Here is a 22,265-nt window from a genome sequence, read left to right as displayed (position 1 = left end):
TTTTTTTATTCAATTATCCCATGTCCTATTACTGTAATGTCCACTTTTGTATGGATAGGGATTTTTGGATATTCTTTTTCCCAATCTAACTTTTTCCAAAGAGGATAGTGAAATGCCATTAATTCACTTCCAATTCCAAACGTATCTGCATTCATTTTTTGAAGTTTCGCAACAATTCTTTGAGACTCTTTCGTTAATACTTTTGATAATGCTTTTTCAACTTTCATTACTTCAGCAGGTGTATTCAGGTTATCGTGAGGATATTCAGTGATGACTACTGTTGTTTTTAAATGAAGATCGACGGATATTTCACCAGAAGGAGATACAGTTACATCTAATATCCGTCTGTTTCTTTTTACTTTAAATGTGGTGTAATTATTGAGTTTACTTTTTCTGTCTGTTGAAATTTTTTTTGTGGTTGACATCGCTTTTGTGTAATGTTTTCCTGTCAACATAACGTACAATACTGATTCAGGTCCTAGTAACTTTCCTACCATTTTTTCGCCATGGAAAACGGCAACACCATCTACTTTAGCCGTATGTTTCAAAGGAATGATATAAGGTAATGTAAAATCCTGTCCGGGATCGAACATGACGGGGCATATGGATTGAATGTTTTCTTTTGAAACAGTTGCCGCCTCTTCAGAACTTTTAACAACATCTCGTAAATATTCTCCGATCCCTGTTGCCCCTTTTTCTGTTTCTAAGTACTTGTTGCTGATTACATCTCCAGCTCTGCCTTTCGTAACAGCTAATTTGGCGTTTAGTGCAGATTTTGGATCACGGTAAAAAACGTCCAAGAGCGGGTAGATGTCTTTTTTTGCAGCATCTTCACCAAAAATTATGATTTGGTTCTTAGATGCATCTAATCGTTCAGACACTTTTCTGTCAAGTCTTAGCCGGCTTTGACGTGCTGTGTGACCTGTTGCGAAAAAGGCTTGATTTACGAGAGATTGTCCGCCAGCTACCGATGTTGTTGTCTGTGGAATCGATGCTGTTGTGGTGACATCTCCCTTTTTTGTATAATCAAATCCACCTGCTGTAATTAGTTTTGTTTGATTTAATGCAGTTGTATCCCAGCAGCCTGTTAAGAGAAAAAGAACTGGGAAACAACACCACCTTTTTTTCATGAAGAAGCAGCTCCTTTGTCTTCTTTTTTTCTTATAACCGCAATAATTAAAAGAAGAACAGGGAATATAGCTGAAAATGCTAATGACGTAAGACTTATATATTTATTCCAAGTGGATATTTCGAGTTTATCGTTTGGAATTACTGCAATGAGAGTACACAGAATGGCTATATATGGTGCCGATTTTTTATTATCTTTCAAACCAAAAAGTTTTTGAACACCTTTGGCAGTTAAAAATAAATAACTTATAAAAGAGGTAGCAACAGAAACCATCCAAATGGAAATAAAGACTAAATCTGTCCGTTCTATGATACTGAAAGAAAATGCTTTTAACATGTATAGTACAGGCTCAGGCACAATAACAATTTCTAAAGGATTAAAGTACATATAAGTTGTCAGTACAATAAAAGTATAAAGAATTGTTACAAATAGTGATGCATAGGATATCACTTTAATTTTCTTCGATCTAGCCCCTTCTGTATAAGCTAAGAATACGAGGGCAACATCGAATCCTAATAAAGCAACGACAGCGTCTTGAGAGCTTTTTAAGATTGTACTCATGCCCACTTCACCCATAGGCAGGATATAGAGTGGATGAACTCCAGTGTAGCCGTACAATATGAAACCAAATAAGATGAGCAAAAGGGGTGTAACGATAGTTGAGAACCTTGCTATTTCCCTTGGTGAACTTGAAATGAAATAAGCACCAGTGAATGCCATAATTAATATAATTATCCAACTTGGCGTTTCAAATAAAATCCACTTTGCTACAATGCTGTTATACAAGATTAAGATTAGGACAGAAATGAATAGAAAGTGGAGTGTGTAAATAACATTGAAAATCAATCCTAAGTACTTCCCTAATATTTTTGGCAGAAAATCAAAAAGTGTTTTTTGTGGAAAGCGATCGCAAAGCTTCCAAATGGCAAGCAAAGAAAATTGAATCAAAATCCCAGCAATAAGAAGTGACATCCAGCCATCAATTTTTGCTTTTTGAAACAACGAATATGGAAGGGAAAGGATGCCCACACCGATTTGTGCTTGAATGACAACAAAAAATAGCTGTCTATGTGTTATTGTATGATGCTTCAATTTTTATCCCACTTTCTTGTGCGGTTATCTTGATCTGATTTCAAAGGAGTCACATCGCTTGGACGTTTATTCTGTTTCCAGAATGGCAACCTGATAAAGGCATCTTTTAGGTCATCGATCTTTAATGGTGCTAAAGGAGCAAAATATGGAGAGCCAAACGTATAAAGTTTGCACAAATGAAACAGCAAAATCATAAAGCCGAAAACAATTCCAAGAAAACCTAAAGTAGCAGCTGCAAGCATGAAAGGAAACCGCATAATTCTCACTGCAGCACTCATTTCGTTAGAAGGAACGATATAAGCTGCAATAGCGGTAATCGCCACAACAATGATCATTAAGTTAGAAACGAGACCTGCTTTTACAACAGCATCTCCGATTACTAAACCACCAACGATCGCAATGGTCGTACCGATCCGAGTAGGGAGGCGGATTGAAGCTTCCCGTATTAATTCAATCGTTAACTCCATCAGCATTGCTTCAAAAAGTGGAGGATAAGGGATATCTTCAAGTGATCCTTTGATTAACAAAATCAGGTTAAACGGTATAACCTCAAAATGAAAAGAAACGATCGCGATATAGAGTGCAGGAAGACCAATAGCAATAAAAAAACTAAAAAGTCGTATGAAACGAAAAAACGATCCAATATGCCACCGCTTATTATAATCGTCAACAGATTGATAAAAAGTAAAAAAGTTTACAGGCATTACGTGAGCAGTAGGCGAAGTATCATAAATGAGTGCGATTCTCCCCTCCATAAGATTAGCTGCAACCCGATCTGGCCGCTCCGTACTTAACATTTGCGGAAAAAAACTAAACGGTTTTTCCTCGATACTCTCTTCTATGTTTCCAGGCGTATAAACAGCATCAGCTTCAATGGAAGTAATTCTTCTTTCTACTTCTTTAACATGATCAGGGTTAGCGATATTCTCAACGAAAGCCATCGCAATATTCGTATGTGTTTCTTTGCCGACTCTATAATACTTAAAAGTAAGCTTAGGGGATTTTAACCGTTTTCGGATGAGAGCGAGATTCATTGTCATACTTTCAATGAATCCTTCATGAGAACCTCGAATAATCGCTTCATTATCGGGTTCTTTTATGTCTCTTTGTGTCTTTACTGGTGCTAAAACGGAATAGTAGCAAGATGTATCTTTTGTAAAAACAAGTGCATTCGATTGCAGCAAAAGTTGGGGTACTTGTGTGAAATCCTCTTGTTTCTTTAATTCAATTTGTGCTATTTCTTCAAACGATAATTTGTCAATGTCTTCCTTAAGTTCAAAGAATGGATTTAAAATGTGCAGCTTCAAAATACTTTTATCGATAATAGAATCAAGAAATAGGAAAGCAATTTTGGTGTTGTCAGAAGGAAGGGTAATCCAATGCGTCACCATATCTTCTGTATTTGAAAAAGGTTTTTTTACCTCTTCAACTAATTCCTCGATTGTCATTTGTCCTACTACGGAAATATCCTTACTTTCAATTTGAGAACCGTTTTGAGCGTCTATTTTAGTGTCATTATTCGAACTGTTTTGAACAGATTGTTCATTTGCTTCTTTATTTTCTTGCATGACTTGTTTTAATTTTTTGGGTTTTTTAAAGAAAGTCATTTCGCCTCATCCCGATCACAGAGTTTGGCTTAGTTTTTGTTAATGAAATGTAATTATGCGGAGATATGACTATTTTTTGATGAAAACGTCAAAAATTGTCATTCACCGAAGGTAATCTGTGATAGGATATAGACATAAAGAGAGAGAAGGGGGAGGCCGTATGACAGGAAACGCTCAGTTTATTCCTGCACTGACTAAGCCTTATACATATTTTTCATTTTTCAAAGAATCAAAGGACAAAGAAGGGTTTTGGCTGCGGTTTGTGGCGATATTGGCAGTCAGCGGTTTACTTCATGCATTGTCTTTTTTTGCTGCATTTCCTTCGTTTAAAACCATTCATTTTGTAGTTTCAGCAAAGCTCTCTGCACCTGAATTAGAGCTCCTACGATATTTACTGGGATTAGCTGGTTTAGTATGGGGAATTATCGTGCCATTTTTTGTTATTCAGGCAGGTACACTTTTTCTATATTTGTTTTTCCGTGATATTGGCTATAAAGCTCTTTTTTATGTAATGAGTGTGATCTATATCTTGTTTTTGGCAGGTATGGCCTTTGAACTTCCGTTTCAGTTTACATCAGGCGGGGAAGAAGTGGTTCAGCCGCTGGGATTAGGGTTTTTAGGGGTATTGATTTTTAAACATGGATTTTGGCAGGAGCTTCTAAACTTCATAAATGTATTTACTGTTTGGGGAACGGCAGTGACTTATTATGCACTTGTTCGATTATCTTTTAAGTCCAAATCTTATTGTTTAATTATCACGCTTGGAACTTGTGTTTTTTGGATTGTTTTATTTTCTCTATATTCTGCACTAGTCAGCGGACAACTGGTGTAAGGGGGAGCGTATAAATGAATAAATGGAAGTGGATTTCAGCAGGTGTAATCGCTGCTCTCCTATTAACAATGAATATTATGCTGTTTGATCGAGAAAAAACAACTGCAGTAGAGGCACCAAGACTTGAAACGGAACTATCAAAAGAACGTGATTTTATTAAAAAGTGGGAAGTTACAGGATTAGCTAAGTCCAAAAATACGTTTGATGTACATCACAATCCATCTCTTGGCTCGATAAAAGAGATACAGGTTACTGAAGGAGAAACCGTTACTTCTGGTCAAACGATAGCAACTTATGAAAATAATGATTTAGAAAAAGAACTTCGCAATCTAAAAAGAGAAAAAGAAGCGGCAGACGTAAAAGCGAGTCATTATTCAAGTGAAATTACAGACTGGCAAAGTGAATTGTCCAGTTTTGATGAAGAAAAAGATACGGCAGATACAAAAGTTATGATACAAAAACAGCTGGCAGATGCTGAGCTGCAAGCAGACTTAGCTGAAAAAGAAAGTGCCGTATTGTTTGATGAAATACTGGAGTTAGAAAAAAAGCTAGACGAGCAATCTGTTAAAAGCCCGGTAGATGGTGTTGTCACAGTAGTAAATGGAAGCGATAGCGAAAAACCGCTTGTAGAAATTGTTGGACAAGGCAATTATGAAATACAGGCAGAAGTGAACGGGGATATCGCGAGCATTGTGAAAACCGGTGATGAAGTTGAATTTGCAACATCAGCTTCTAAAAAGAAGCAAAAGGCAACGGTTCAACTATAATGCCTTCAAAGAAAGATCATCTATTTGTGATTTCTTTTCTTGCACAAGACGAATCGGCTTTAACGGAAGGACAGAAAGCTGATATCGTCATTCCTGAAACCTTATCTGCTAATGCAGTGAGTGTTCCGCAAAATGCAGTTATTAAAAATGATGGCAAACAATATATGTATACGATTGATAAAGACAAACTATATAAAGTAAACGTTATAACAGGATTAAAACAAAAAGGTGTCATTGAGATTAAAAAAGGACTTAAAAAGAATGAAGCAGTTGTGGTAAACCCTTCTAAAGTCTTCGTCTCAGGTGAGCCCGCTTTTAGCTTAAAATAAAACAAAAAGGATGCGGTTACGCATCCTTTTTTATTTGAAAAGCAGATTTTGGCAACGTGAAAATTTGTGTGTTATCCAGTTTTGGATCGAATAACGCAATGAGTATATAAGAAATTGTTTCATTCGGCTTTAGCTGATCTGACAACGGATCAATCGCCGCTTCTGTAACGAATCCATGCTTATGAAGATCTTTCTCTGTCATAATTGGAAAACCGTCAATTAAATCAGGTTCATTTGCAAGAATAGTAAGGACTTTTGAGGATTCCTCTTTGTTTTGAGTGTGTTCCCACCATGGCTTACGTGGTTTGAATTGCTGACGCTCTAAATAATCAAGCTTCATTAAACTTTCTGCAACCGGTAGAGAGTGTGGTGCAGCTTCTGTTAAAAACGCGATAAGCCGTTTATATAAATCCTCGAGCTGATGGCCGATACGAGACCAGCCTCTTGTTTCCCAATACGTTCCAAATTCTTGGAAGAAATCGAAAGGTGATTCAAATACATGGTTGATCAAATATTTTACTGTATGATCCATTCGATGATCGTTCCAATATTTTTCCAATACATCTTCTACTTGTTTAATACGAATAATTTCCTCAAACGATAAAACATTATTCCCTAGAATTTCATATGGAGAATGATCCATATAAACATAATCATGTTGAGCTGCTGTAAGACGAAGCCCAGTCCCTCGAAGCATTTTTAAGAATCCAAGCTGAACTTCTTCGATGCCGAATGCGAAAACATCATTGAATGTTTTTCGGAAAGATGTGTAATCTTCTTTAGGCAACCCAGCGATTAAATCTAAATGCTGTACAATTTTTCCACCATCACGAACGGTCGTAACCGTACGGGTAAGCTTCTCAAAGTTTTGTCTGCGTTCTACAAGAAGGTTAACCGCGTCATTTGTTGATTGAACACCAATTTCGAAACGGAATAGTCCTTTTGGCGCGTGTTCATTTAAATAGTCAATGACTTCAGGCCGCATAATATCTGCCGTGATCTCGAACTGGAACACGACCCCGGGTCTTCGATTCTCTATTAAAAAGGAAAACATGTCGAGTGCATAATCACGGCGAATGTTAAACGTGCGATCGACGAATTTAATGATTTTTGCTCCGTTATCCATCAAAAAGATTAGATCTTCTTTTACAGCATCAGGATGAAAATAACGTACTCCAACTTCAATAGAAGATAAACAAAATGCACAAGAGTATGGGCATCCACGGCTCGTTTCAAAATAAGTAATCCTTTTAGAAAGATCCTGAACATCTTCTTCAAAACGGAAAGGAGAAGTGACTGTTTTTAGGTCTAATTTTTCACGAGGACCGTTGATTTTTGGTTTTCCTTCTTTCCGGTAAGCTAAACCAGCTACTTTTTGAAACTGACTTTCATTTTGAATCTCGCTCAACAAATGTTTAAAAGTTTCTTCTCCTTCGTTGACCACGATAAAATCAACTTCAGGAATACGGTCAAGCCAGTAAGCAACATCATAAGAAACTTCGGGGCCTCCAAGAACGATCTTCGTCTCAGGCTTGATCTTCTTAAACATTTGAATGACTTTAATCGTTTCTTCAATGTTCCAGATATAGCAGCTGAATCCGAGAACATCAGGCTGCTGATTAAACAAGTCAGTGACGATATTTAAAGAAGGATCTTTTATCGTAAATTCGCGGATCGTTATAGGAAAATCAGGCTCGCTGTAAGCTTTTAAATAGCGAAGTGCCAGACAAGTGTGTATATATTTTGCATTTAACGTACTTAGTACAGTTTTCATGATTTATAACCTCATTACGATTACCCTAAAATCGGGTTATTTAGATGACACACTATTTTACCATATTTTAAAAAGAAGTAAAAAATCAGTTTTATCAAAAAACAGCATTGCATATTGCTTTACGGCTAAAAGTAAGAAACTTTATAGTAGATATAAATGATTTCATTCATAACTAGGAGGCTTTTGATAAATGAAATTTGCAACCGGGCTTCATAATGAAAATCTATTCATTGGTGCAGTTAAAGGCGAGAGTATCATCAACCTTACTGACTTGGCACAACATAATGATAAAAACTTTCCAGGAACCCTTTTAGAAGGTGTTGAACAAGGTCCTTCCTTTGTTTCGCTGGCAGAGGAGTTAATTTCGCGTTTTGATGTAAGTGATTTTACGTATTCTTTAGAAACAATCGAATTATTAGCACCTATTCCAAGACCATCAAAAAATGTATTCTGCATCGGAAAAAACTATCGTGATCATGCAATTGAGATGGGGAGCGAGGCTGATATTCCAGAGGATATTATGGTGTTTTCAAAAGCCCCTACATCCATTATTGGTCATAAAAAAGGAATTCCAAGCCATGTGAATCTGACAGATCAGCTCGATTATGAAGGTGAACTTGCCATAATCATTGGAAAAAAGGGTATTCATATCTCTAAGGAAGAAGCTATGAATTATATTTTTGGCTATTCGATTATCAATGATGTTACAGCACGCGATCTGCAGCAAAAGCATAAACAGTTTTTGATCGGAAAAAGCCTGGATGGCACATGTCCAATGGGGCCATGGATTGTTCATCATTCTGAAATCCCGAATCCAGAGAAATTATCAATTCAGACGAAAGTAAATGGCGAGCAAAGACAAGACGGTAACACGAGAGATTTTATTTTTGACATCCCGACTATGATAGCTGAACTGTCAAAAGGAATGACACTTGAAGCAGGAGATATTATTGCAACAGGTACTCCTGCCGGTGTTGGAAAAGGTATGAAACCGCCTGTGTTTCTAAAAAGTGGTGACACGATAGAAATTACAATAGAAGGAATCGGGACACTCAGTAATGAAATAGTAGAATGAAGTCGAATTTTACAAGATACATAGAGGAGGAATTCACATGGATAAACTGCTTTATATTAATGGTTCTTGGACAGGAAGCGATCTTGAAAAGATAGAGGTTTATAACCCGGCAAATGGTGAAGTAGTTGGAACCGTGCCTTCATGTGGAAAAGACGAAACGAATGCTGCTATCGATGCAGCTCATCATGCATTTGCAGGATGGTCAAAATTAACCGCATATGAGCGGGCTGACTATCTTATGAAGCTGCATGATTTAATGGTTGAAGAAAAAGATGAACTTGCTGAACTGATGACATTGGAGATGGGTAAACCATTAAAAGAATCTGCAGGTGAAGTACTGTATGCCGCGTCATTTATAAAATGGTATGCGGAAGAAGGAAAGCGGATATACGGCAGAACGATTCCTTCGAGCGGTCAAAATAAGAGAATGCAAGTCTTGAAACAGCCAGTGGGGGTTGTTGCCGCGATTACCCCGTGGAACTTTCCGGCTGCTATGATTACAAGAAAACTAGGACCGGCGCTTGCAGCAGGTTGTACATTTATCGTGAAGCCTCCAAAAGAAACCCCTTTGACGGCCATTAAACTAGTAGAACTGGCTGACAAGGCAGGCTTTCCTAAAGGGGTTATCAACCTTGTAACTGGAGCTTCATCTGTGATCGGAAAAGCGATCATGGACAGTGATAAAGTAAGAAAAGTAACATTTACAGGTTCTACTGAAATCGGCAAAAAACTGATCGAGCAAAGTGCTGCAACCGTAAAGAACGTATCTATGGAGCTAGGCGGGCATGCACCAGCCGTTGTGCTAGATGACGCAGATCTGAAAAAAGCAGTTGCGGGAGTTGTAGCTTCAAAGTTTCGTAATGCTGGTCAAACATGTATTTGTATAAACAGAGTATATGTGCATGAAGATATATATGATGAATTCACAGCACTCGTAGCTGCAGAAGCGAAAAAGCTAAAAGTTGGAAACGGGCTTGTAGAAGGAACAGATATCGGACCAATCATCAACAAAGATGGATATGAAAAAATAGCGGAACATGTTGAGAACGCTGTTTCGAATGGCGCAGAGTGTGTGACTGGCGGGAAGGGAACAGCTGAAAACGGCGCATATTATTATGAGCCAACGGTGCTGAAAAATGTGAACCAAGATATGCTGATCATGAACGAAGAAACATTCGGGCCTGTTATACCCATTCATAAGATTTCAACAATTGAAGAAGGTATTATGCTTGCGAACAAAAGCCCATTCGGCCTAGCGGCATACGTCTACACAGAAAGCTTATCAAAAGGGACACAAGTAGTAGAAGGTCTGGATTATGGAATCATCGGATGGAATGATGGCGTTCCATCAGCCGCACAAGCGCCGTTTGGCGGAATGAAAGAAAGCGGCCTAGGCCGTGAAGGCGGAATTGAAGGAATGGAAGCTTATTTAGAAACAAAATATGTAAGTTATGTTTTATAAAAAAAATAAATAGAATCGGGTGAGCACTTATGGATTTAGGATTAAAAGGGAAAAACGTATTAGTTCTAGCGTCTAGCAAAGGACTCGGAAAAGCTTGTGCCTTGCAGTTTGCGAAAGAAGGTGCAAACGTGATGCTGACGAGCCGCGATGAAGAGCTGCTTTCAGAAACAGCGGAAGCGATTAACATAGAAACAGGTTCGAACGTTCGTTATAAAAAGTGCGATATTACACAGCGAAACGAGATTGATGAGCTCGTTGCAGAAACAGTTGAAACCTTCGGAAGTATCGATGTATTAGTCAATAATGCTGGTGGTCCTCCTGCTGGAGGGTTTAATGATTTTGAAGACGAACATTGGCAAGGAGCGTTTGAGCTGACACTGTTAAGTCTTGTCAGGACAGTACGTGCTGTCACACCAAACATGGTTAAAAATGGCGGTGGACGAATTGTAAATATCGCATCCTCTTCATTTAAGCAGCCGATCGACGGACTGATATTATCGAATACGTTCCGAACGGCAATTAATGGTCTTTCTAAAAGTTTGTCCCAAGAATTAGGGAAAGACAATATTCTGATTAATACGATTGGACCTGGCCGAATCGGAACTGATCGGGTAGGAGAACTGGACCAAATGGCAGCCGAGAAAAAAGGTATTTCAACAGAAGACGTGAAAGCAAGTGTAGTGGGAGGAATCCCCCTTGGACGTTATGGGACACCTGAAGAATTTGCTAAAATGGTCGTCTTTTTATGCTCAGGCGCTAATTCATATATAACCGGACAATCTTTGTTAATAGACGGCGGTATGGTAAAAGCATTGTAAGGTTAAATTTGAAAAGAAGCAGTAGTGGCTGCTTCTTTTTTATTTTGAGAAAAAAAGCCGGCTCATGTTACGAGCCGGCTTCAGCCTTATACGGACAATACGTTCTTGATTCGCTCAATTGCCCATTCCAAATCTTCTTCAGAGATGATTAACGGAGGTGCAAAACGGATTACGTTTTCGTGTGTTTCTTTACAAAGCAACCCTTGTTCTTTTAATCGTTCACAGTAAGAACGCGCTGCCTCGTTTAGTTCAACACCGATAAATAATCCCTTTCCTCGGACTTCTTTGATCGCAGGATTGTTGACCTTCTTAAGTTCGTTTAAGAAATACTCTCCAAGTTTTAAAGAACGTTCTACTAAGTTTTCTTCTACCAGAACGTCAACAGAAGCGACTGAAACGGCACAAGCAAGTGGGTTTCCTCCGAAAGTAGAACCATGTGAACCCGGGTTGAATACGCCTAGTACTTCACGATTAGCTGCAACACAAGAGATCGGCATAACTCCGCCGCCAAGTGCTTTTCCTAAAATGTACATATCTGGCTCAACTTGCTCCCAGTCACATGCAAACATTTTACCAGAACGGCCAAGACCAGACTGAATTTCATCAGCTACAAACAACACGTTTTCTTGTTTACATACATCAAGAGCTTCTTTTAAAAATCCTTCGCGCGGGATGACGATTCCAGCTTCACCCTGGATCGGTTCTAAAACAAAAGCTGCTGTGTTAGTTGTGATGGCAGCTTTTAATGCATCCAAGTCACCATATGGAATCACTTTTATGCCGGGAAGCATTGGTCCAAATCCACGCTGATAATCAGGGTCAGATGACATAGATACGGCTGTCATCGTACGTCCATGGAAGTTTCCTTCACAAACGATGATCTCAGCTTGGTTTTCAGCGACACCTTTTACATCATAAGCCCAGCGTCGGACAGCTTTAATGGCTGTTTCGACTGCCTCAGCACCAGTGTTCATCGGAAGAACCATATCTTTTTTCGTTAAGCTTGATACTTTTTCATAAAAATCGCCAAGCTGATCGTTATGGAAAGCACGCGATGTGAGCGTTACTTTGTCTGCTTGATCTTTTAAAGCTTGAATGATTTTCGGGTGACGGTGTCCTTGATTTACTGCAGAATATGCACTGAGCATATCCATGTAGCGGTTTCCTTCAGGATCTGTTACCCAAACCCCTTCAGCTTTGGAAATCACGATCGGAAGCGGATGATAGTTATGAGCACCATATTGTTCCGTTTTAGAAATAACTTTTTCCGTATTCTTCGTTTCTGTCTGTTTCATGGAAACACCTCTATTCGCAAGTTTTCTCACAACGCTATTATACCAATGAAAAGGCTTTCGTTGTAGGGTAATCTCTTTTAGTTGTCTTGTCCATACGACTTCGTGGTATAGTAATATGGAGAATTATACATAGGAGGATATATTTATGATTATCCATTATCACGTAGCAGCTTGGTTTCTAGCGCTTATTCTGTTTGTTGTAACGTATATGTTATACAAAAAGAATGCAGGGAAAAAGGCGAAAATTTTTCACATGATCACACGCGTTTTGTATTTAGCAATCCTGGCAACAGGCGGACACATGTTTGGAAGCTATCTAATGGACGCGGGTATTGTAAACAAAGGACCGATTATTATTAAAGGTATTCTTGGTATTACATTAATCGGTTTGATGGAAATCATCCTTGTTCAAAGAAAACGCGGCGAAGTTCGACTGCTAAATTGGGTGTTTTTCTTTGTAACCTTCTTATTAGTCTTGTTTTATGGTTACATTGTAATTGGATAAGTTAAAATTAATGATTAAGAAAGACCCAATAGAGTGCTGGATTGCACACTTTTTGGGTCTTTTTTTGTTTGCTTGGTAGTGTAGGCTTTTGGAGTGAGTTTTTGTCGAAATTTGTAGAAAGACTTAATTGACTAAAATTAGACTTAATTATAGTTTAAAGAGATTAAAAATTATAAATTAGCTTAATTGGCAACACATCAGACTTAATTTTTTGTAAAACAGACTTGATTACGAAAAAAGTGACTTCATGAACTATTATATGAGACTAAGAAAAAGCCGATTTGGTTACCGAGCGGCTTTTTCTTTCTTTTTTCATTGAATTTAAAATATTTGACGATGAATTGATATGATTTTTTATGTGGTTTGTTTTCAGCTTCTGAAATGAAGTCTTCTATCCAGCCACTATCCGCTTAACCTAGGAAATAATCAAATGAAAAAAACTTAAACTTTGAAATGCACTCTATTACGATATCAAAATCGAGGATCTGATCAGATTGATTATAGGAAAACGAAGAGGGAAATAAATTGTAAGGGGTCAGTCCCCCCTAAAAGCATCTGTAAAAAAATACCTCCAACTATACTGTTAAAAAATAACACATACCACCGATAATAATAGAAGTATAATATTCGAACGTTCTTGTTAATTGAGGTGTTAGCATGAAAACCTTTAACTGTTTATATAAAAATGAAATCCAGTTCAAAAAATGGATGAAAGAAAATGACATAAAACAACATAAAAAGATGTTAGTGCAAGTTTTCACTGGAAGACTCGACAAGGGATGGATTAATAGATTAAGAGAAAAACTAACCATCCATTTGCCTGATGCCAAAATAATAGGTGTAACAACGGATGGGGAAGTTTTGCAAGGCCGTGTGACAACAAAGGAGACCGTTATTTCTGTTTCGGTATTCGAAAAATCTTTCCCCCGAACTTCTTACATACCACTATTGGATAATAACAACAGTGAAGAATTAGGAAAGCAGCTTGCACAAAATTTCATTAATGAAAAAACGAAGCTGCTTTTCATATTTGGTAACGGCATGTACATGGAAAGCTCTTCTTTTTTGCAGGGTATTCATTCCGTAGCACCGGAAGTAATCGTATCAGGCGGAAATGCAGGCGATAATGGACTTTTCAAAAACATTTGCCTTTTTACGGAAGAAGGTGTGTTTGATAAAGGTGTTGTAGCAGCTGCTATTGATAGTGAAGAATTATACATAAGTACGATGTCATATACAGAGTGGAAACCTGCAGGTAAGGTGTTTACTGTTACAGACGTATCTGAACGGGGAGAATTAGAGATTGATGGTATGTCAATCTATGAATTATATGCTCAATATATGGGGAAAGAGATCGCCGAAAGCCTCCCAAAGTCTGCGGTTGAATATCCGCTGATCAAAAAGAAGGATAAAAGCTATCACCCCTTGTCTATTAAGTCATCGGAACAGGAAGATCATTACTCGTTCCACCAAAATATTCAGACAGGAAATCAGTTGCAAATCGGGTATCGTGATGCAAGCCTCTTATTAAATTCGATAGATATTGTGACAAAGGATCTGCAAAAAAAACCTGCTGAATCTATATTTATGTATTCGTGCATGGCAAGAAGAAGATTTTTAAAAAGCACACTAGAAGAAGAGTTTTTTGCTATAGAACAATTTGTTCCTACAACAGGTTTCTTTACGTATGGGGAATATTTTCATGATGGGAAACAAGTTCATCTGCTGTCACATGCACTTACTCTGTTGATTTTAAGTGAATCTGCTGACGCGACTTTAGAAAAAAAATTCAGCGCCAAGAAACCTGAAAAATCAAAAGAGATCGATGAACTGCTAGCATTATCGCACTTAATTCAAACAAGTACAGAAGAGATGCAGCAGTTAAATGATAATCTCCTGGAAAGTGAACAAAGGTATAAATCTTTATTTGACCATAATCCTGATTTAATCTATTCAATGGATCTGAAGGGCTACATTACGAGTGTCAATCCTGCACTTGTGCAAACGCTTGGCTACTCACAAGAAGAATTGATGCGTTCACTTGCATTAGATTTTGTTTGTCTGGAAAATCACAAACAGGTTATTGAACACTTTAAGCTTGCCATACATGAAAAGCCTCAAACATTTGTAACAACGATCCAAAAAAAAGATGGGAAAAATATCGTTTGCAGCATAACCAATATTCCGATCGTTGTAAATCAAAGAGTTGTGGGAATCTACGGGATCGGAAAAAATATTACGTGGCAGAAAAAGGCAGAAGAAAAAATGGAACGATTGGCGTTCCATGATTCATTAACCGGATTGCCAAACCGCAGTTTGTTCGAAAAAAGGCTTCACGAACTTTTGGAAGAAAGCGATCATAATAAGCAAAAGCTTGCAGTTATGTTTATTGATCTGGATCGTTTTAAAATCATAAACGAAAGCCTTGGCCATCACATTGGTGATGTAGTGCTGAAACATGTCAGCAAGCAATTAAGACAGGCTACGAAAAACCACGATTTGTTATGCCGGTTCGCTGGAGATGTATTTGCACTCATTTTGCCGTCGCTTAATAAGCCCGGTGAAATTATTGAAACGACTGAACGGATTACAGAAGCGTTAAAAATGCCGATTTATTTAGATGGAGAAGAGTATACAGTGAGTGCGTCGATCGGGATCAGTATTTATCCGGATGACAGCATCAGTACAGATGTTTTATTGAAAAATGCTGATATCGCTGTACACAAAGCGAAAGAAAAAGGATTTGGAAAGCGAGAATTCTTTACCGGGGAAATGAACGCTTTTACACTGGAGCGGTTAAGGTTGGAAGGCTTCCTTCGCAAAGCCATTCAAAAAGGTGAATTAGTGCCATATTACCAGCCGCAAATTTGTATGAAAACAGAACAGATTAATGGATTTGAAGCTCTTATTCGGTGGAAACATCCAGAACTAGGACTTGTTTCGCCTATGCAGTTTATACCTCTTGCAGAAGAAATAGGACTGATCGATGAAATTGGACGATTTGTTCTCTTTGAATCTTGTAAACAGCTAAAACAATGGCATGATGAAGGTGCCGCTCATTTATCAATCTCTGTAAATGTATCCAGCAGGCAATTCCAGCGTTTATCCTTTGTATACGAAGTGAAAGAAGTGCTGCAATTAACCGGTATACCAGCAGAGTGCCTGAACCTTGAACTTACCGAGAGTACGATGATTCATAATGTGGAATATAGCATCAGCATCATGGAAGAGCTTCGCGAACTTGGCGTGAAACTATCAATCGACGATTTTGGAACGGGATATAGTTCGTTAAGTTATCTCAAAGATCTGCCAGTCGATTCGTTAAAAATTGATCAGAGCTTTATCCGCCATTTAAGTGAGGATTACTTCAATTCAAGTGATGCCGCAATTATTAAGGCAATCATCATGATGTGCGAAGGGCTGTCTTTAACAACCGTTGCTGAAGGTGTAGAAACATATGAGCAGTTGAAACTATTAAAAGAATACGGGTGCCATCACGCTCAAGGGTATTTCATCTCAAAACCAATGCCGGCTAACGAGGCTGACGTTTTTCTTAAATTTTCTTCCATCATAAAAAACAGCCTATCCTGATTAAGGGAGGGGCTGTTTTTTTTATCCTAAGCGTTTTTCTTTTCGTAGTACATAAAAGCGAGAGCTCCTATTAAAATAGAACCTTTCACAATATCTTGAGCGTAATACGGCACATTCAGCATCGTAAGACCATTTAACAAAATTCCGATCAAAACGGCACCAACAAATGTACCGATCACATTTGGCTTGCCGGCACCAAAAACAGAATAACCGATAAAGGCAGCAGCAACACCGTCCATCAACAAGGGAGCACCTGCCGAAACTTGGCCGGTTCCGATTCTGGCTGCTAGCAGGATACCAGCAAGCGTCGCGAAAAAGGAGGATAAAAGATAAGCATACATTTTATAACGCTTTACACGAACACCTGAAAGGCGCGCAGCTTCTTCATTTCCGCCAGTAATATATAGAAGTCTTCCAAAACGCGTTTGCTGCAAAATGAAATGAACCACAATAACCGCCACAAGCATAATGATAACAGGGAAGGGAACCGAGAAAATCTCACCTTGTCCTATAAACAGGAATGACGGCAGAAATACACCAGGTGCAGTTCCTCCTTCAGCTAACGGCATATTGTTATAGATGGAAAATCCCTTCGTAAATGTCAGGTGCAGACCATTAATAATGTACATCACCGCAAGTGTGGCAAGAAGATCAGGCAATCGTACTTTCACAACGAAAAATGAATTTAATAATCCTACGAGCAGTCCGATTATGATCGGGATTAAAATGGCAACAATCGTTTCTTGACGGTAAAGAACAAGAGCGGCAGCACTTGTAACCGTAGCAAGACTTGCTGTCGAGCCTACAGACAGATCAAAGCCGCCGACGATGAGTGAAATCGTCACCCCGATCGCAAGCAAGGTGATAATGGAGATGGAGCGTAATATATCTGTGAAGTTATGATAACTCAAAAACTTATCGTTGATGAGACTAAATGTTATCACCGTTAATAAAATAACGAGCAATGTTCCATAACGGTATAAAAAAGGAAATAGTTTATCAGTAAAAGGCAGTTTCGTATTTTTAACTGATTCTTCATGAACGTACTGTGCCATAGTGACCTCCTGTCGCGTAATACATAATTTTATCTGTTGTTGCATCTTCTTTGCTTAGTTCACCGGCTATTTTTCCATCGAACATTATGAGGATCCGATCACAAAATGCAAGGAGTTCACTGATCTCACTCGTAAAATAAAGAATACCTTTGCCTTTTAAAGCAAGATTTTGAATACATTGAAACACATCTTGCTTAGCGCCGACGTCGATTCCTTTTGTTGGCTCATCAAAAATAAAAATCTCACCATCATTTAATAGCCATTTACCGATAGAAGCTTTTTGCTGATTTCCGCCGCTTAGATGATTCAGGCGGGAAGAAGAGGATTGAGTCTTGATTCCAAGCGTTTTTATCCACTTTTCAGCTTCAGTTTTTTCTTTCTTTTTTTGAATGAGCCCGAATTTCGTAAACTGTTTTAAAACAGGGAGAGTCAAGTTTTCTATCACATTAAAGTCTACTAAAATTCCTTCTTTTCTCCGCTCTTCTGGGATAAAAGAAATACCTGCAGAAATTGCTTTTGCAGTACTCGTTAACCTTAATTTTTTGTTATGAACGTAAACAGGATCTATTGAACGGTCGGCTCCAAAGAGCGCTCTAGCGGTCTCAGTCTTGCCTGCACCTACAAGACCTGCTACTCCCACGACCTCTCCTTGTTTTACAGATAATGAAACGCTTTCACCTGTAGAGGGAACTCTGAAATCTTTTACTTCAAAAATGGTGTCTCCATGGTTTCTTGCCTCATCTTTGTTTGAAATTTCTTCTAGGACGTTTCCGAGCATTGCAGATATGATTTCTTCCTTCTGGCATAAATCCGTTTCTTTATGCAGAGAGACGTATCCATCTTTTAAAACAGTCACTTGATTGGAGAGTTCCAGCACTTCCGGTAGCCGGTGAGAAATATAAATAATTCCAACTCCGTCACGCTGTAGCCCGCGCAGAACATCAAATAAACGTTCGGCTTCTCTTAAACTTAATGGAGCAGTCGGTTCGTCAAGAATAATAAAAGACAGGTCACGCGACAGAGCTTTTGCAATTAATATTAATTGTTTTTCCGCTAAAGTACATTGAGAGACGGATATAGCAGGGTCCAGTTTCAGACCGACTCGCTGCAGAAGTGCAGAAGCTTTTTTGTTCCGCTGTCTCCATGAAAAAAAGGAGGGGCCATTAATAATGGCGTTCATCATTATGTTTTCAGCAACGCTTAAAGAAGAGACGAGAGCTGTATCCACTTCCTGTACGACCATTTCAATGCCGGCTTCTTTCGCATCAATAGGAGATTGAAAGTTTTGTTGTATTCCGTCTAAGAATATCGTACCTTCATTTTTTTCATAGTCTCCGGAAAGAATTTTCATAAGCGTACTTTTGCCAGCACCGTTCGCTCCTAGGAGAGCATGGACCTCGCCGCTTTTGACAGTGAAATCCACTCCTTTTAACACGTTCTGATCACCGAATGATTTTGTGATTTTACTTAAATGAAGTTCACTCATCATTTACTCGCCTCTTTTAATGTTTTCATCCAAGTGGACTTCGCTACATCAGATTTGCCCCAGCTCTCTACGTATTTGCCCATCTCGCTCATCGATACTTTTGAAGCGGGAAGTGTCTCTTTTTTAACTAAATGCGGCTGGACACTGTATACTTGCGGCGTTTCTTCACCTGCAACTTTTTGATAAAGAAAACGAACCTGCATCTTTCCGACATCAGCAGGGTCTGTGGCAGCGGTTGCTTTCCAAGGGCTGCCGTCAGCTTGCATCAGCTGAAGATCTTCATCGCTAAGGTCGATGCCATATACTTTTATTTCGTTCCGACCGGCCTGCTGAATAGCTCTTGTCGCTCCTTTGGCAAACTCATCCCATGGAGCAAAAACAGCATCGATATCTCCTTTGTTCGGATATTTTTGTAACAGAGCTTCCATTTGTGATTGAGTGTCTAATGCTGTATTCTGACTTGCATTTCCAAAGCGTGCGATTTCCTTAATATTTGGATAGCGCTTCTTAAATGCTTCATACATCACATTTCTCCGTTCCATTGGCGTAAAGCCACCAACCCAAACATATACAATCTTTCCCTTGCCATTTAAGTCTTGAGCCATTGTACGCAGTGAGTTCCAAGCGAGGCTATAGTCATCCTGATCGATGACAGTTACTCCAGGGATGTTAATATCACTGTCGAAAGCTACAACAGGAATTCCTTTTGCCACTGCTTTTTTAACACTAGGAGCTATGGCATCGGCACGGCCATGATCGATCAAGATTCCATCAACTTGTTGATTGATGGCGGTTTCCACATACGCAGCCATTTTAGATAAATCGTTGTCCGCATTATATACTTGAACGGAACCACCGAACTCTTCTACTTGTTTCTTAACACCGCTCACGTATTGAGAAGAGAAGGTGCCGATTGAAAATTGATTAATAGAAGCAATCTTTAATGGTTTCTGAAGCTGAGATGGAATTTCTTTGGATGATACATCCTTTGATTTGTTTGTGGGTTTCTCTGCGCTAACCGTTCTCGTCTCTGTTTTTTGAGCGACTGCGTCTTGTTCACTCGTGCAGCCAGTAAGAAGAAGAGAGGCAGTCACGATTCCGGCAGACAGTGCTTTCCATGATTTCAATTGGTTTCCTCCTCCTTAAGTTTTGATAGGGACTGAATATAGTTTCCTTCGACGATACCTTTTTCCGTAATGATCGCTGATATGTAATCAGCAGGAGTGACGTCAAATGCCGGATTAAAAACCTTGATTCCTTCTGGTGCAATACGGATACCGTTTAGGTGAGTGACTTCTTCTTCTGGCCGCTCCTCGATCGGGATTTCTTCACCGCTTTTTGTTTCCAAATCTAAAGTGGAGAGGGGGCAGGCGACGTAAAAAGGGATATTAAGCGCTTTAGCTTGTAACGCAAGTCCGAACGTTCCGATTTTATTGGCAGTATCTCCATTAGCGGCAACACGGTCACATCCTACAATTACAGCCTTAATATTCTTCGTTTTCAGCGTATGGGCTGCCATGTTGTCCGTGATCAGAGTCACGTCTATATCATTAGATTGAAGTTCCCAAGCGGTTAACCGGGATCCTTGCAGGACGGGTCGCGTTTCATTTGCATATACACTGAGATTCCATCCTTTTTCCTTTGCAAGATGAAAGGGTGCAAGTGCTGTCCCGTACTTACTTGTTGCGATGGCACCTGCATTGCAAATCGTCATTACTGAATCTCCGTCCTGAAGTAGAGATAGTGCGTATTCACCGATCTTGCGGCATGTATTTTCATCTTCTGTTTGAATATTTTTGGCTTCCTGCTCGATTCGTATTTTTGCGTCCTCGACAGATAGGGCACTTTGAGCGGAAGAAGTAACACGGTCAATCGCCCAGAAAAGGTTAACAGCTGTAGGACGGGAAGAGGCAAGATAATCACGCTGCTTAATCAGTTTTTCTAAAAATAAACTCAAGTTCGTTTCTTTTTCTGCATTACTCCAAAGAGTGAGTCCGAATGCAGCCGCAATTCCAATTGCTGGGGCACCGCGGACTTTTAGTTTTGAAATAGCTTCCCATACATGCTCGATTCTGGTTACGTTTAAGTAAACCGTGTTGTGTGGAAGCTGCTGTTGATCTAATAAAAGGAGGTGGTTGCCTCGATAGCGAACCGAAGCCACCCATTTATCTGTGACTGTCATTCCTTATGCACCTCTGATCCAATCTGTTAGTTGAGTAATCGATGTGAAATTTGATCGTTTCTTAATGAGCTGACTGCCAAGCTCCAGTGCTTTCTTTTTGTAAAACAGTTCTACTTCTTTGTTTTCGATAGAGTCTAAGTCAGCTACATGAGCAAGACCGATCGTCCGTCTGATTATTTCGCATCCTGCAAAACCTATACTGTCCTGGAATGTTTGCCGAATGAAATCTTTTAATACTCCACTCGTTTTTGAAAAGGGACCTTCCGCTTTTTCATGCCATAAATCCGAGAAAGTCTTTTCATACGTATCCCAAGTTTTTTGAATCGTTTCGAGTAAATAATTTTGCAATGCTTCACGGTTAAAAGGTTCTTTTGCATGTGCGTTTTGTGAAAGATAGTTCAGTGCCAAATTTGCCAAAAAATGGCCTAAATCAAATCCGGCAGGTCCGTAGAAAGCAAATTCAGGATCGATAATTTTTGTAGAATCTGCTGTTACAAAAATACTGCCTGTATGAAGATCACCGTGCAGCAGAACTTCAGATCGGGTTAAAAAAGAGTAGCGTAATTGTGATACGTTTCTTAAAAGTTCATTATCATTCCATAGCTTTTTGACATTGGTAGAAAGTTCATTAGGAAAATCGTTCGTGTCATGGTCGAAGAAAGGATCTGTAAACACGAGATCTTCTGTGATCTTACAAAGCTCGGGGTTGATAAATTTAGCAACTTGTTCTTTTTTCTTAAAAGGATGAAGATAAAAATCACTGGAATAAAATGCTGTGTTTGCTGTAAACGTTCCGATATCTTCAGCTAGCTGCGAATAGGTGTTTCCTTCAATCAATGCTTTTCTTAATATCGTATGGTCGGACAAATCCTCCATTACAGTCACTGCTAGAGTTCTATCTGTGTGATACACCTGAGGAACAAGATGGGGAACCGATTCACCTTTTGCCCGTAAAGCGTCACTTTCTATTCGTGCTCTGTCCAATGTAAGAGGCCAGCTTTCTCCTACAACCTTTGCATAAGGCAATGCCTGTTTTACGATCAATGATTTTTTTGTGGAAGGATGTTTAATATGAAACACGAGATTTAAGTTTCCATCGCCAATTTCATTTACTACTAATTCGTTTTCGTGTTCAGGTAGAAAATAATTTAAATCACGAATGACTTCTATCACGTTTAATTCAGTTAACGGTTCGTATGATCGCTCCAATTGGATACTCATTTCCGTTTCCCCCTTATATATTGAAATATAAAAAGCCCCTTTTCT

General features: G+C 39.0%; 18 protein-coding genes. 8 read left to right on the top strand and 10 right to left on the bottom strand.

Going from position 1 to position 22,265, the window contains the following annotated elements; translation table 11 throughout:
- Positions 1–5: 5 nt before the first annotated feature.
- Genes RGB74_RS12200 through RGB74_RS12190 form a run of 3 tightly spaced genes read right to left on the bottom strand, consistent with a single transcriptional unit; the run spans position 6 to position 3,828 of the window.
- Positions 6–1,130, bottom strand: a complete 1,125-nt coding sequence (locus tag RGB74_RS12200; protein WP_310759576.1) for a Ger(x)C family spore germination protein — start codon at positions 1,128–1,130, stop codon at positions 6–8.
- Complete coding sequence (locus RGB74_RS12195; protein ID WP_310759575.1) at positions 1,127–2,221, bottom strand: GerAB/ArcD/ProY family transporter; 1,095 nt, start codon at positions 2,219–2,221, stop codon at positions 1,127–1,129. Before RGB74_RS12195 ends, RGB74_RS12200 begins: the two co-directional genes overlap by 4 nt.
- On the bottom strand, positions 2,218–3,828 hold the full coding sequence (locus RGB74_RS12190) for a spore germination protein (protein WP_310759574.1): 1,611 nt from the start codon (positions 3,826–3,828) through the stop codon (positions 2,218–2,220). The genes RGB74_RS12195 and RGB74_RS12190 overlap by 4 nt, the downstream gene beginning before the upstream one ends.
- Positions 3,829–3,988: 160 nt before the next feature.
- Between RGB74_RS12190 and RGB74_RS12185 the strand changes: the two genes are divergently transcribed.
- The 3 genes from RGB74_RS12185 to RGB74_RS12175 are packed head-to-tail and all read left to right on the top strand — an operon-like array spanning position 3,989 to position 5,756.
- Complete coding sequence (locus tag RGB74_RS12185) at positions 3,989–4,660, top strand: hypothetical protein (protein WP_310759573.1); 672 nt, start codon at positions 3,989–3,991, stop codon at positions 4,658–4,660.
- Between the two features lie 14 nt (positions 4,661–4,674).
- Positions 4,675–5,427: an efflux RND transporter periplasmic adaptor subunit gene (locus RGB74_RS12180; RefSeq protein ID WP_310759572.1), complete on the top strand. Its 753-nt coding sequence runs from the start codon at positions 4,675–4,677 to the stop codon at positions 5,425–5,427.
- Positions 5,427–5,756 (top strand): efflux RND transporter periplasmic adaptor subunit, encoded by a 330-nt coding sequence (locus RGB74_RS12175; protein WP_310759571.1) that lies wholly within the window; start codon positions 5,427–5,429, stop codon positions 5,754–5,756. Before RGB74_RS12180 ends, RGB74_RS12175 begins: the two co-directional genes overlap by 1 nt.
- A gap of 16 nt (positions 5,757–5,772) precedes the next feature.
- Here the strand turns inward: RGB74_RS12175 and RGB74_RS12170 are convergent, their stop codons facing one another.
- Positions 5,773–7,530, bottom strand: coding sequence for a B12-binding domain-containing radical SAM protein (locus RGB74_RS12170; protein ID WP_310759570.1), 1,758 nt, complete (start codon positions 7,528–7,530; stop codon positions 5,773–5,775).
- Positions 7,531–7,720: 190 nt separating this feature from the next.
- Between RGB74_RS12170 and RGB74_RS12165 the strand changes: the two genes are divergently transcribed.
- From RGB74_RS12165 to RGB74_RS12155, 3 genes are read left to right on the top strand one after another with little or no spacing between them, the layout of a single operon-like run.
- On the top strand, positions 7,721–8,605 hold the full coding sequence (locus RGB74_RS12165) for a fumarylacetoacetate hydrolase family protein (protein WP_310759569.1): 885 nt from the start codon (positions 7,721–7,723) through the stop codon (positions 8,603–8,605).
- A gap of 37 nt (positions 8,606–8,642) precedes the next feature.
- Positions 8,643–10,067 (top strand): NAD-dependent succinate-semialdehyde dehydrogenase, encoded by a 1,425-nt coding sequence (locus RGB74_RS12160; protein WP_310759568.1) that lies wholly within the window; start codon positions 8,643–8,645, stop codon positions 10,065–10,067.
- 29 nt (positions 10,068–10,096) lie between these two features.
- Positions 10,097–10,885, top strand: a complete 789-nt coding sequence (locus RGB74_RS12155) for an SDR family oxidoreductase (protein ID WP_310759567.1) — start codon at positions 10,097–10,099, stop codon at positions 10,883–10,885.
- An 86-nt stretch (positions 10,886–10,971) separates the two neighbouring features.
- Here RGB74_RS12155 and RGB74_RS12150 read toward each other — a convergent pair whose 3' ends face one another.
- Positions 10,972–12,180 (bottom strand): ornithine--oxo-acid transaminase, encoded by a 1,209-nt coding sequence (locus RGB74_RS12150; protein WP_310759566.1) that lies wholly within the window; start codon positions 12,178–12,180, stop codon positions 10,972–10,974.
- A 145-nt stretch (positions 12,181–12,325) separates the two neighbouring features.
- Between RGB74_RS12150 and RGB74_RS12145 the strand changes: the two genes are divergently transcribed.
- Positions 12,326–12,685 (top strand): YisL family protein, encoded by a 360-nt coding sequence (locus tag RGB74_RS12145; RefSeq protein ID WP_310759565.1) that lies wholly within the window; start codon positions 12,326–12,328, stop codon positions 12,683–12,685.
- Positions 12,686–13,342: 657 nt separating this feature from the next.
- A complete protein-coding gene (locus RGB74_RS12140; protein ID WP_310759564.1) occupies positions 13,343–16,276 on the top strand; it encodes an EAL domain-containing protein in 2,934 nt (977 codons plus the stop codon).
- Positions 16,277–16,302: 26 nt separating this feature from the next.
- Here RGB74_RS12140 and RGB74_RS12135 read toward each other — a convergent pair whose 3' ends face one another.
- From RGB74_RS12135 to mtnK, 5 genes are read right to left on the bottom strand one after another with little or no spacing between them, the layout of a single operon-like run.
- Entirely contained in the window at positions 16,303–17,331 is a 1,029-nt protein-coding gene (locus RGB74_RS12135; RefSeq protein WP_310759563.1) for an ABC transporter permease, read from the bottom strand.
- Positions 17,312–18,820 (bottom strand): sugar ABC transporter ATP-binding protein, encoded by a 1,509-nt coding sequence (locus RGB74_RS12130; protein WP_310759562.1) that lies wholly within the window; start codon positions 18,818–18,820, stop codon positions 17,312–17,314. Before RGB74_RS12130 ends, RGB74_RS12135 begins: the two co-directional genes overlap by 20 nt.
- The gene (locus tag RGB74_RS12125) at positions 18,817–19,944 is read right to left on the bottom strand and encodes a sugar ABC transporter substrate-binding protein (protein WP_310759561.1); all 1,128 of its coding nucleotides are present in this window, start codon (positions 19,942–19,944) and stop codon (positions 18,817–18,819) included. The genes RGB74_RS12130 and RGB74_RS12125 overlap by 4 nt, the downstream gene beginning before the upstream one ends.
- Positions 19,941–20,999 carry an S-methyl-5-thioribose-1-phosphate isomerase gene (gene mtnA, locus RGB74_RS12120; RefSeq protein ID WP_310759560.1) on the bottom strand — a complete coding sequence of 353 codons (1,059 nt, stop codon included), beginning with the start codon at positions 20,997–20,999 and terminating at the stop codon, positions 19,941–19,943. Before mtnA ends, RGB74_RS12125 begins: the two co-directional genes overlap by 4 nt.
- Positions 21,000–21,002: 3 nt before the next feature.
- Entirely contained in the window at positions 21,003–22,220 is a 1,218-nt protein-coding gene (gene mtnK / locus RGB74_RS12115; protein WP_310759559.1) for an S-methyl-5-thioribose kinase, read from the bottom strand.
- Between the last annotated feature and the right edge of the window lie 45 nt (positions 22,221–22,265).

Source organism: Bacillus sp. NEB1478 (assembly GCF_031582965.1).
In the GTDB taxonomy this organism is placed as follows: domain Bacteria; phylum Bacillota; class Bacilli; order Bacillales; family Fictibacillaceae; genus Fictibacillus.
This window is presented reverse-complemented; position numbering and strand designations above follow the sequence as displayed.

Coding starts and splice junctions, on each gene's coding strand:
- RGB74_RS12145 (WP_310759565.1), top strand. CDS start 12,326: ATGATTATCCATTATCACGTAGCAGCTTGGTTTCTAGCGCTTATTCTG.
- RGB74_RS12200 (WP_310759576.1), bottom strand. CDS start 1,130: ATGAAAAAAAGGTGGTGTTGTTTCCCAGTTCTTTTTCTCTTAACAGGC.
- RGB74_RS12155 (WP_310759567.1), top strand. CDS start 10,097: ATGGATTTAGGATTAAAAGGGAAAAACGTATTAGTTCTAGCGTCTAGC.
- RGB74_RS12165 (WP_310759569.1), top strand. CDS start 7,721: ATGAAATTTGCAACCGGGCTTCATAATGAAAATCTATTCATTGGTGCA.
- mtnA (WP_310759560.1), bottom strand. CDS start 20,999: ATGACAGTCACAGATAAATGGGTGGCTTCGGTTCGCTATCGAGGCAAC.
- RGB74_RS12190 (WP_310759574.1), bottom strand. CDS start 3,828: ATGACTTTCTTTAAAAAACCCAAAAAATTAAAACAAGTCATGCAAGAA.
- mtnK (WP_310759559.1), bottom strand. CDS start 22,220: ATGAGTATCCAATTGGAGCGATCATACGAACCGTTAACTGAATTAAAC.
- RGB74_RS12140 (WP_310759564.1), top strand. CDS start 13,343: ATGAAAACCTTTAACTGTTTATATAAAAATGAAATCCAGTTCAAAAAA.
- RGB74_RS12180 (WP_310759572.1), top strand. CDS start 4,675: ATGAATAAATGGAAGTGGATTTCAGCAGGTGTAATCGCTGCTCTCCTA.
- RGB74_RS12130 (WP_310759562.1), bottom strand. CDS start 18,820: ATGATGAGTGAACTTCATTTAAGTAAAATCACAAAATCATTCGGTGAT.
- RGB74_RS12175 (WP_310759571.1), top strand. CDS start 5,427: ATGCCTTCAAAGAAAGATCATCTATTTGTGATTTCTTTTCTTGCACAA.
- RGB74_RS12135 (WP_310759563.1), bottom strand. CDS start 17,331: ATGGCACAGTACGTTCATGAAGAATCAGTTAAAAATACGAAACTGCCT.
- RGB74_RS12185 (WP_310759573.1), top strand. CDS start 3,989: ATGACAGGAAACGCTCAGTTTATTCCTGCACTGACTAAGCCTTATACA.
- RGB74_RS12160 (WP_310759568.1), top strand. CDS start 8,643: ATGGATAAACTGCTTTATATTAATGGTTCTTGGACAGGAAGCGATCTT.
- RGB74_RS12150 (WP_310759566.1), bottom strand. CDS start 12,180: ATGAAACAGACAGAAACGAAGAATACGGAAAAAGTTATTTCTAAAACG.
- RGB74_RS12170 (WP_310759570.1), bottom strand. CDS start 7,530: ATGAAAACTGTACTAAGTACGTTAAATGCAAAATATATACACACTTGT.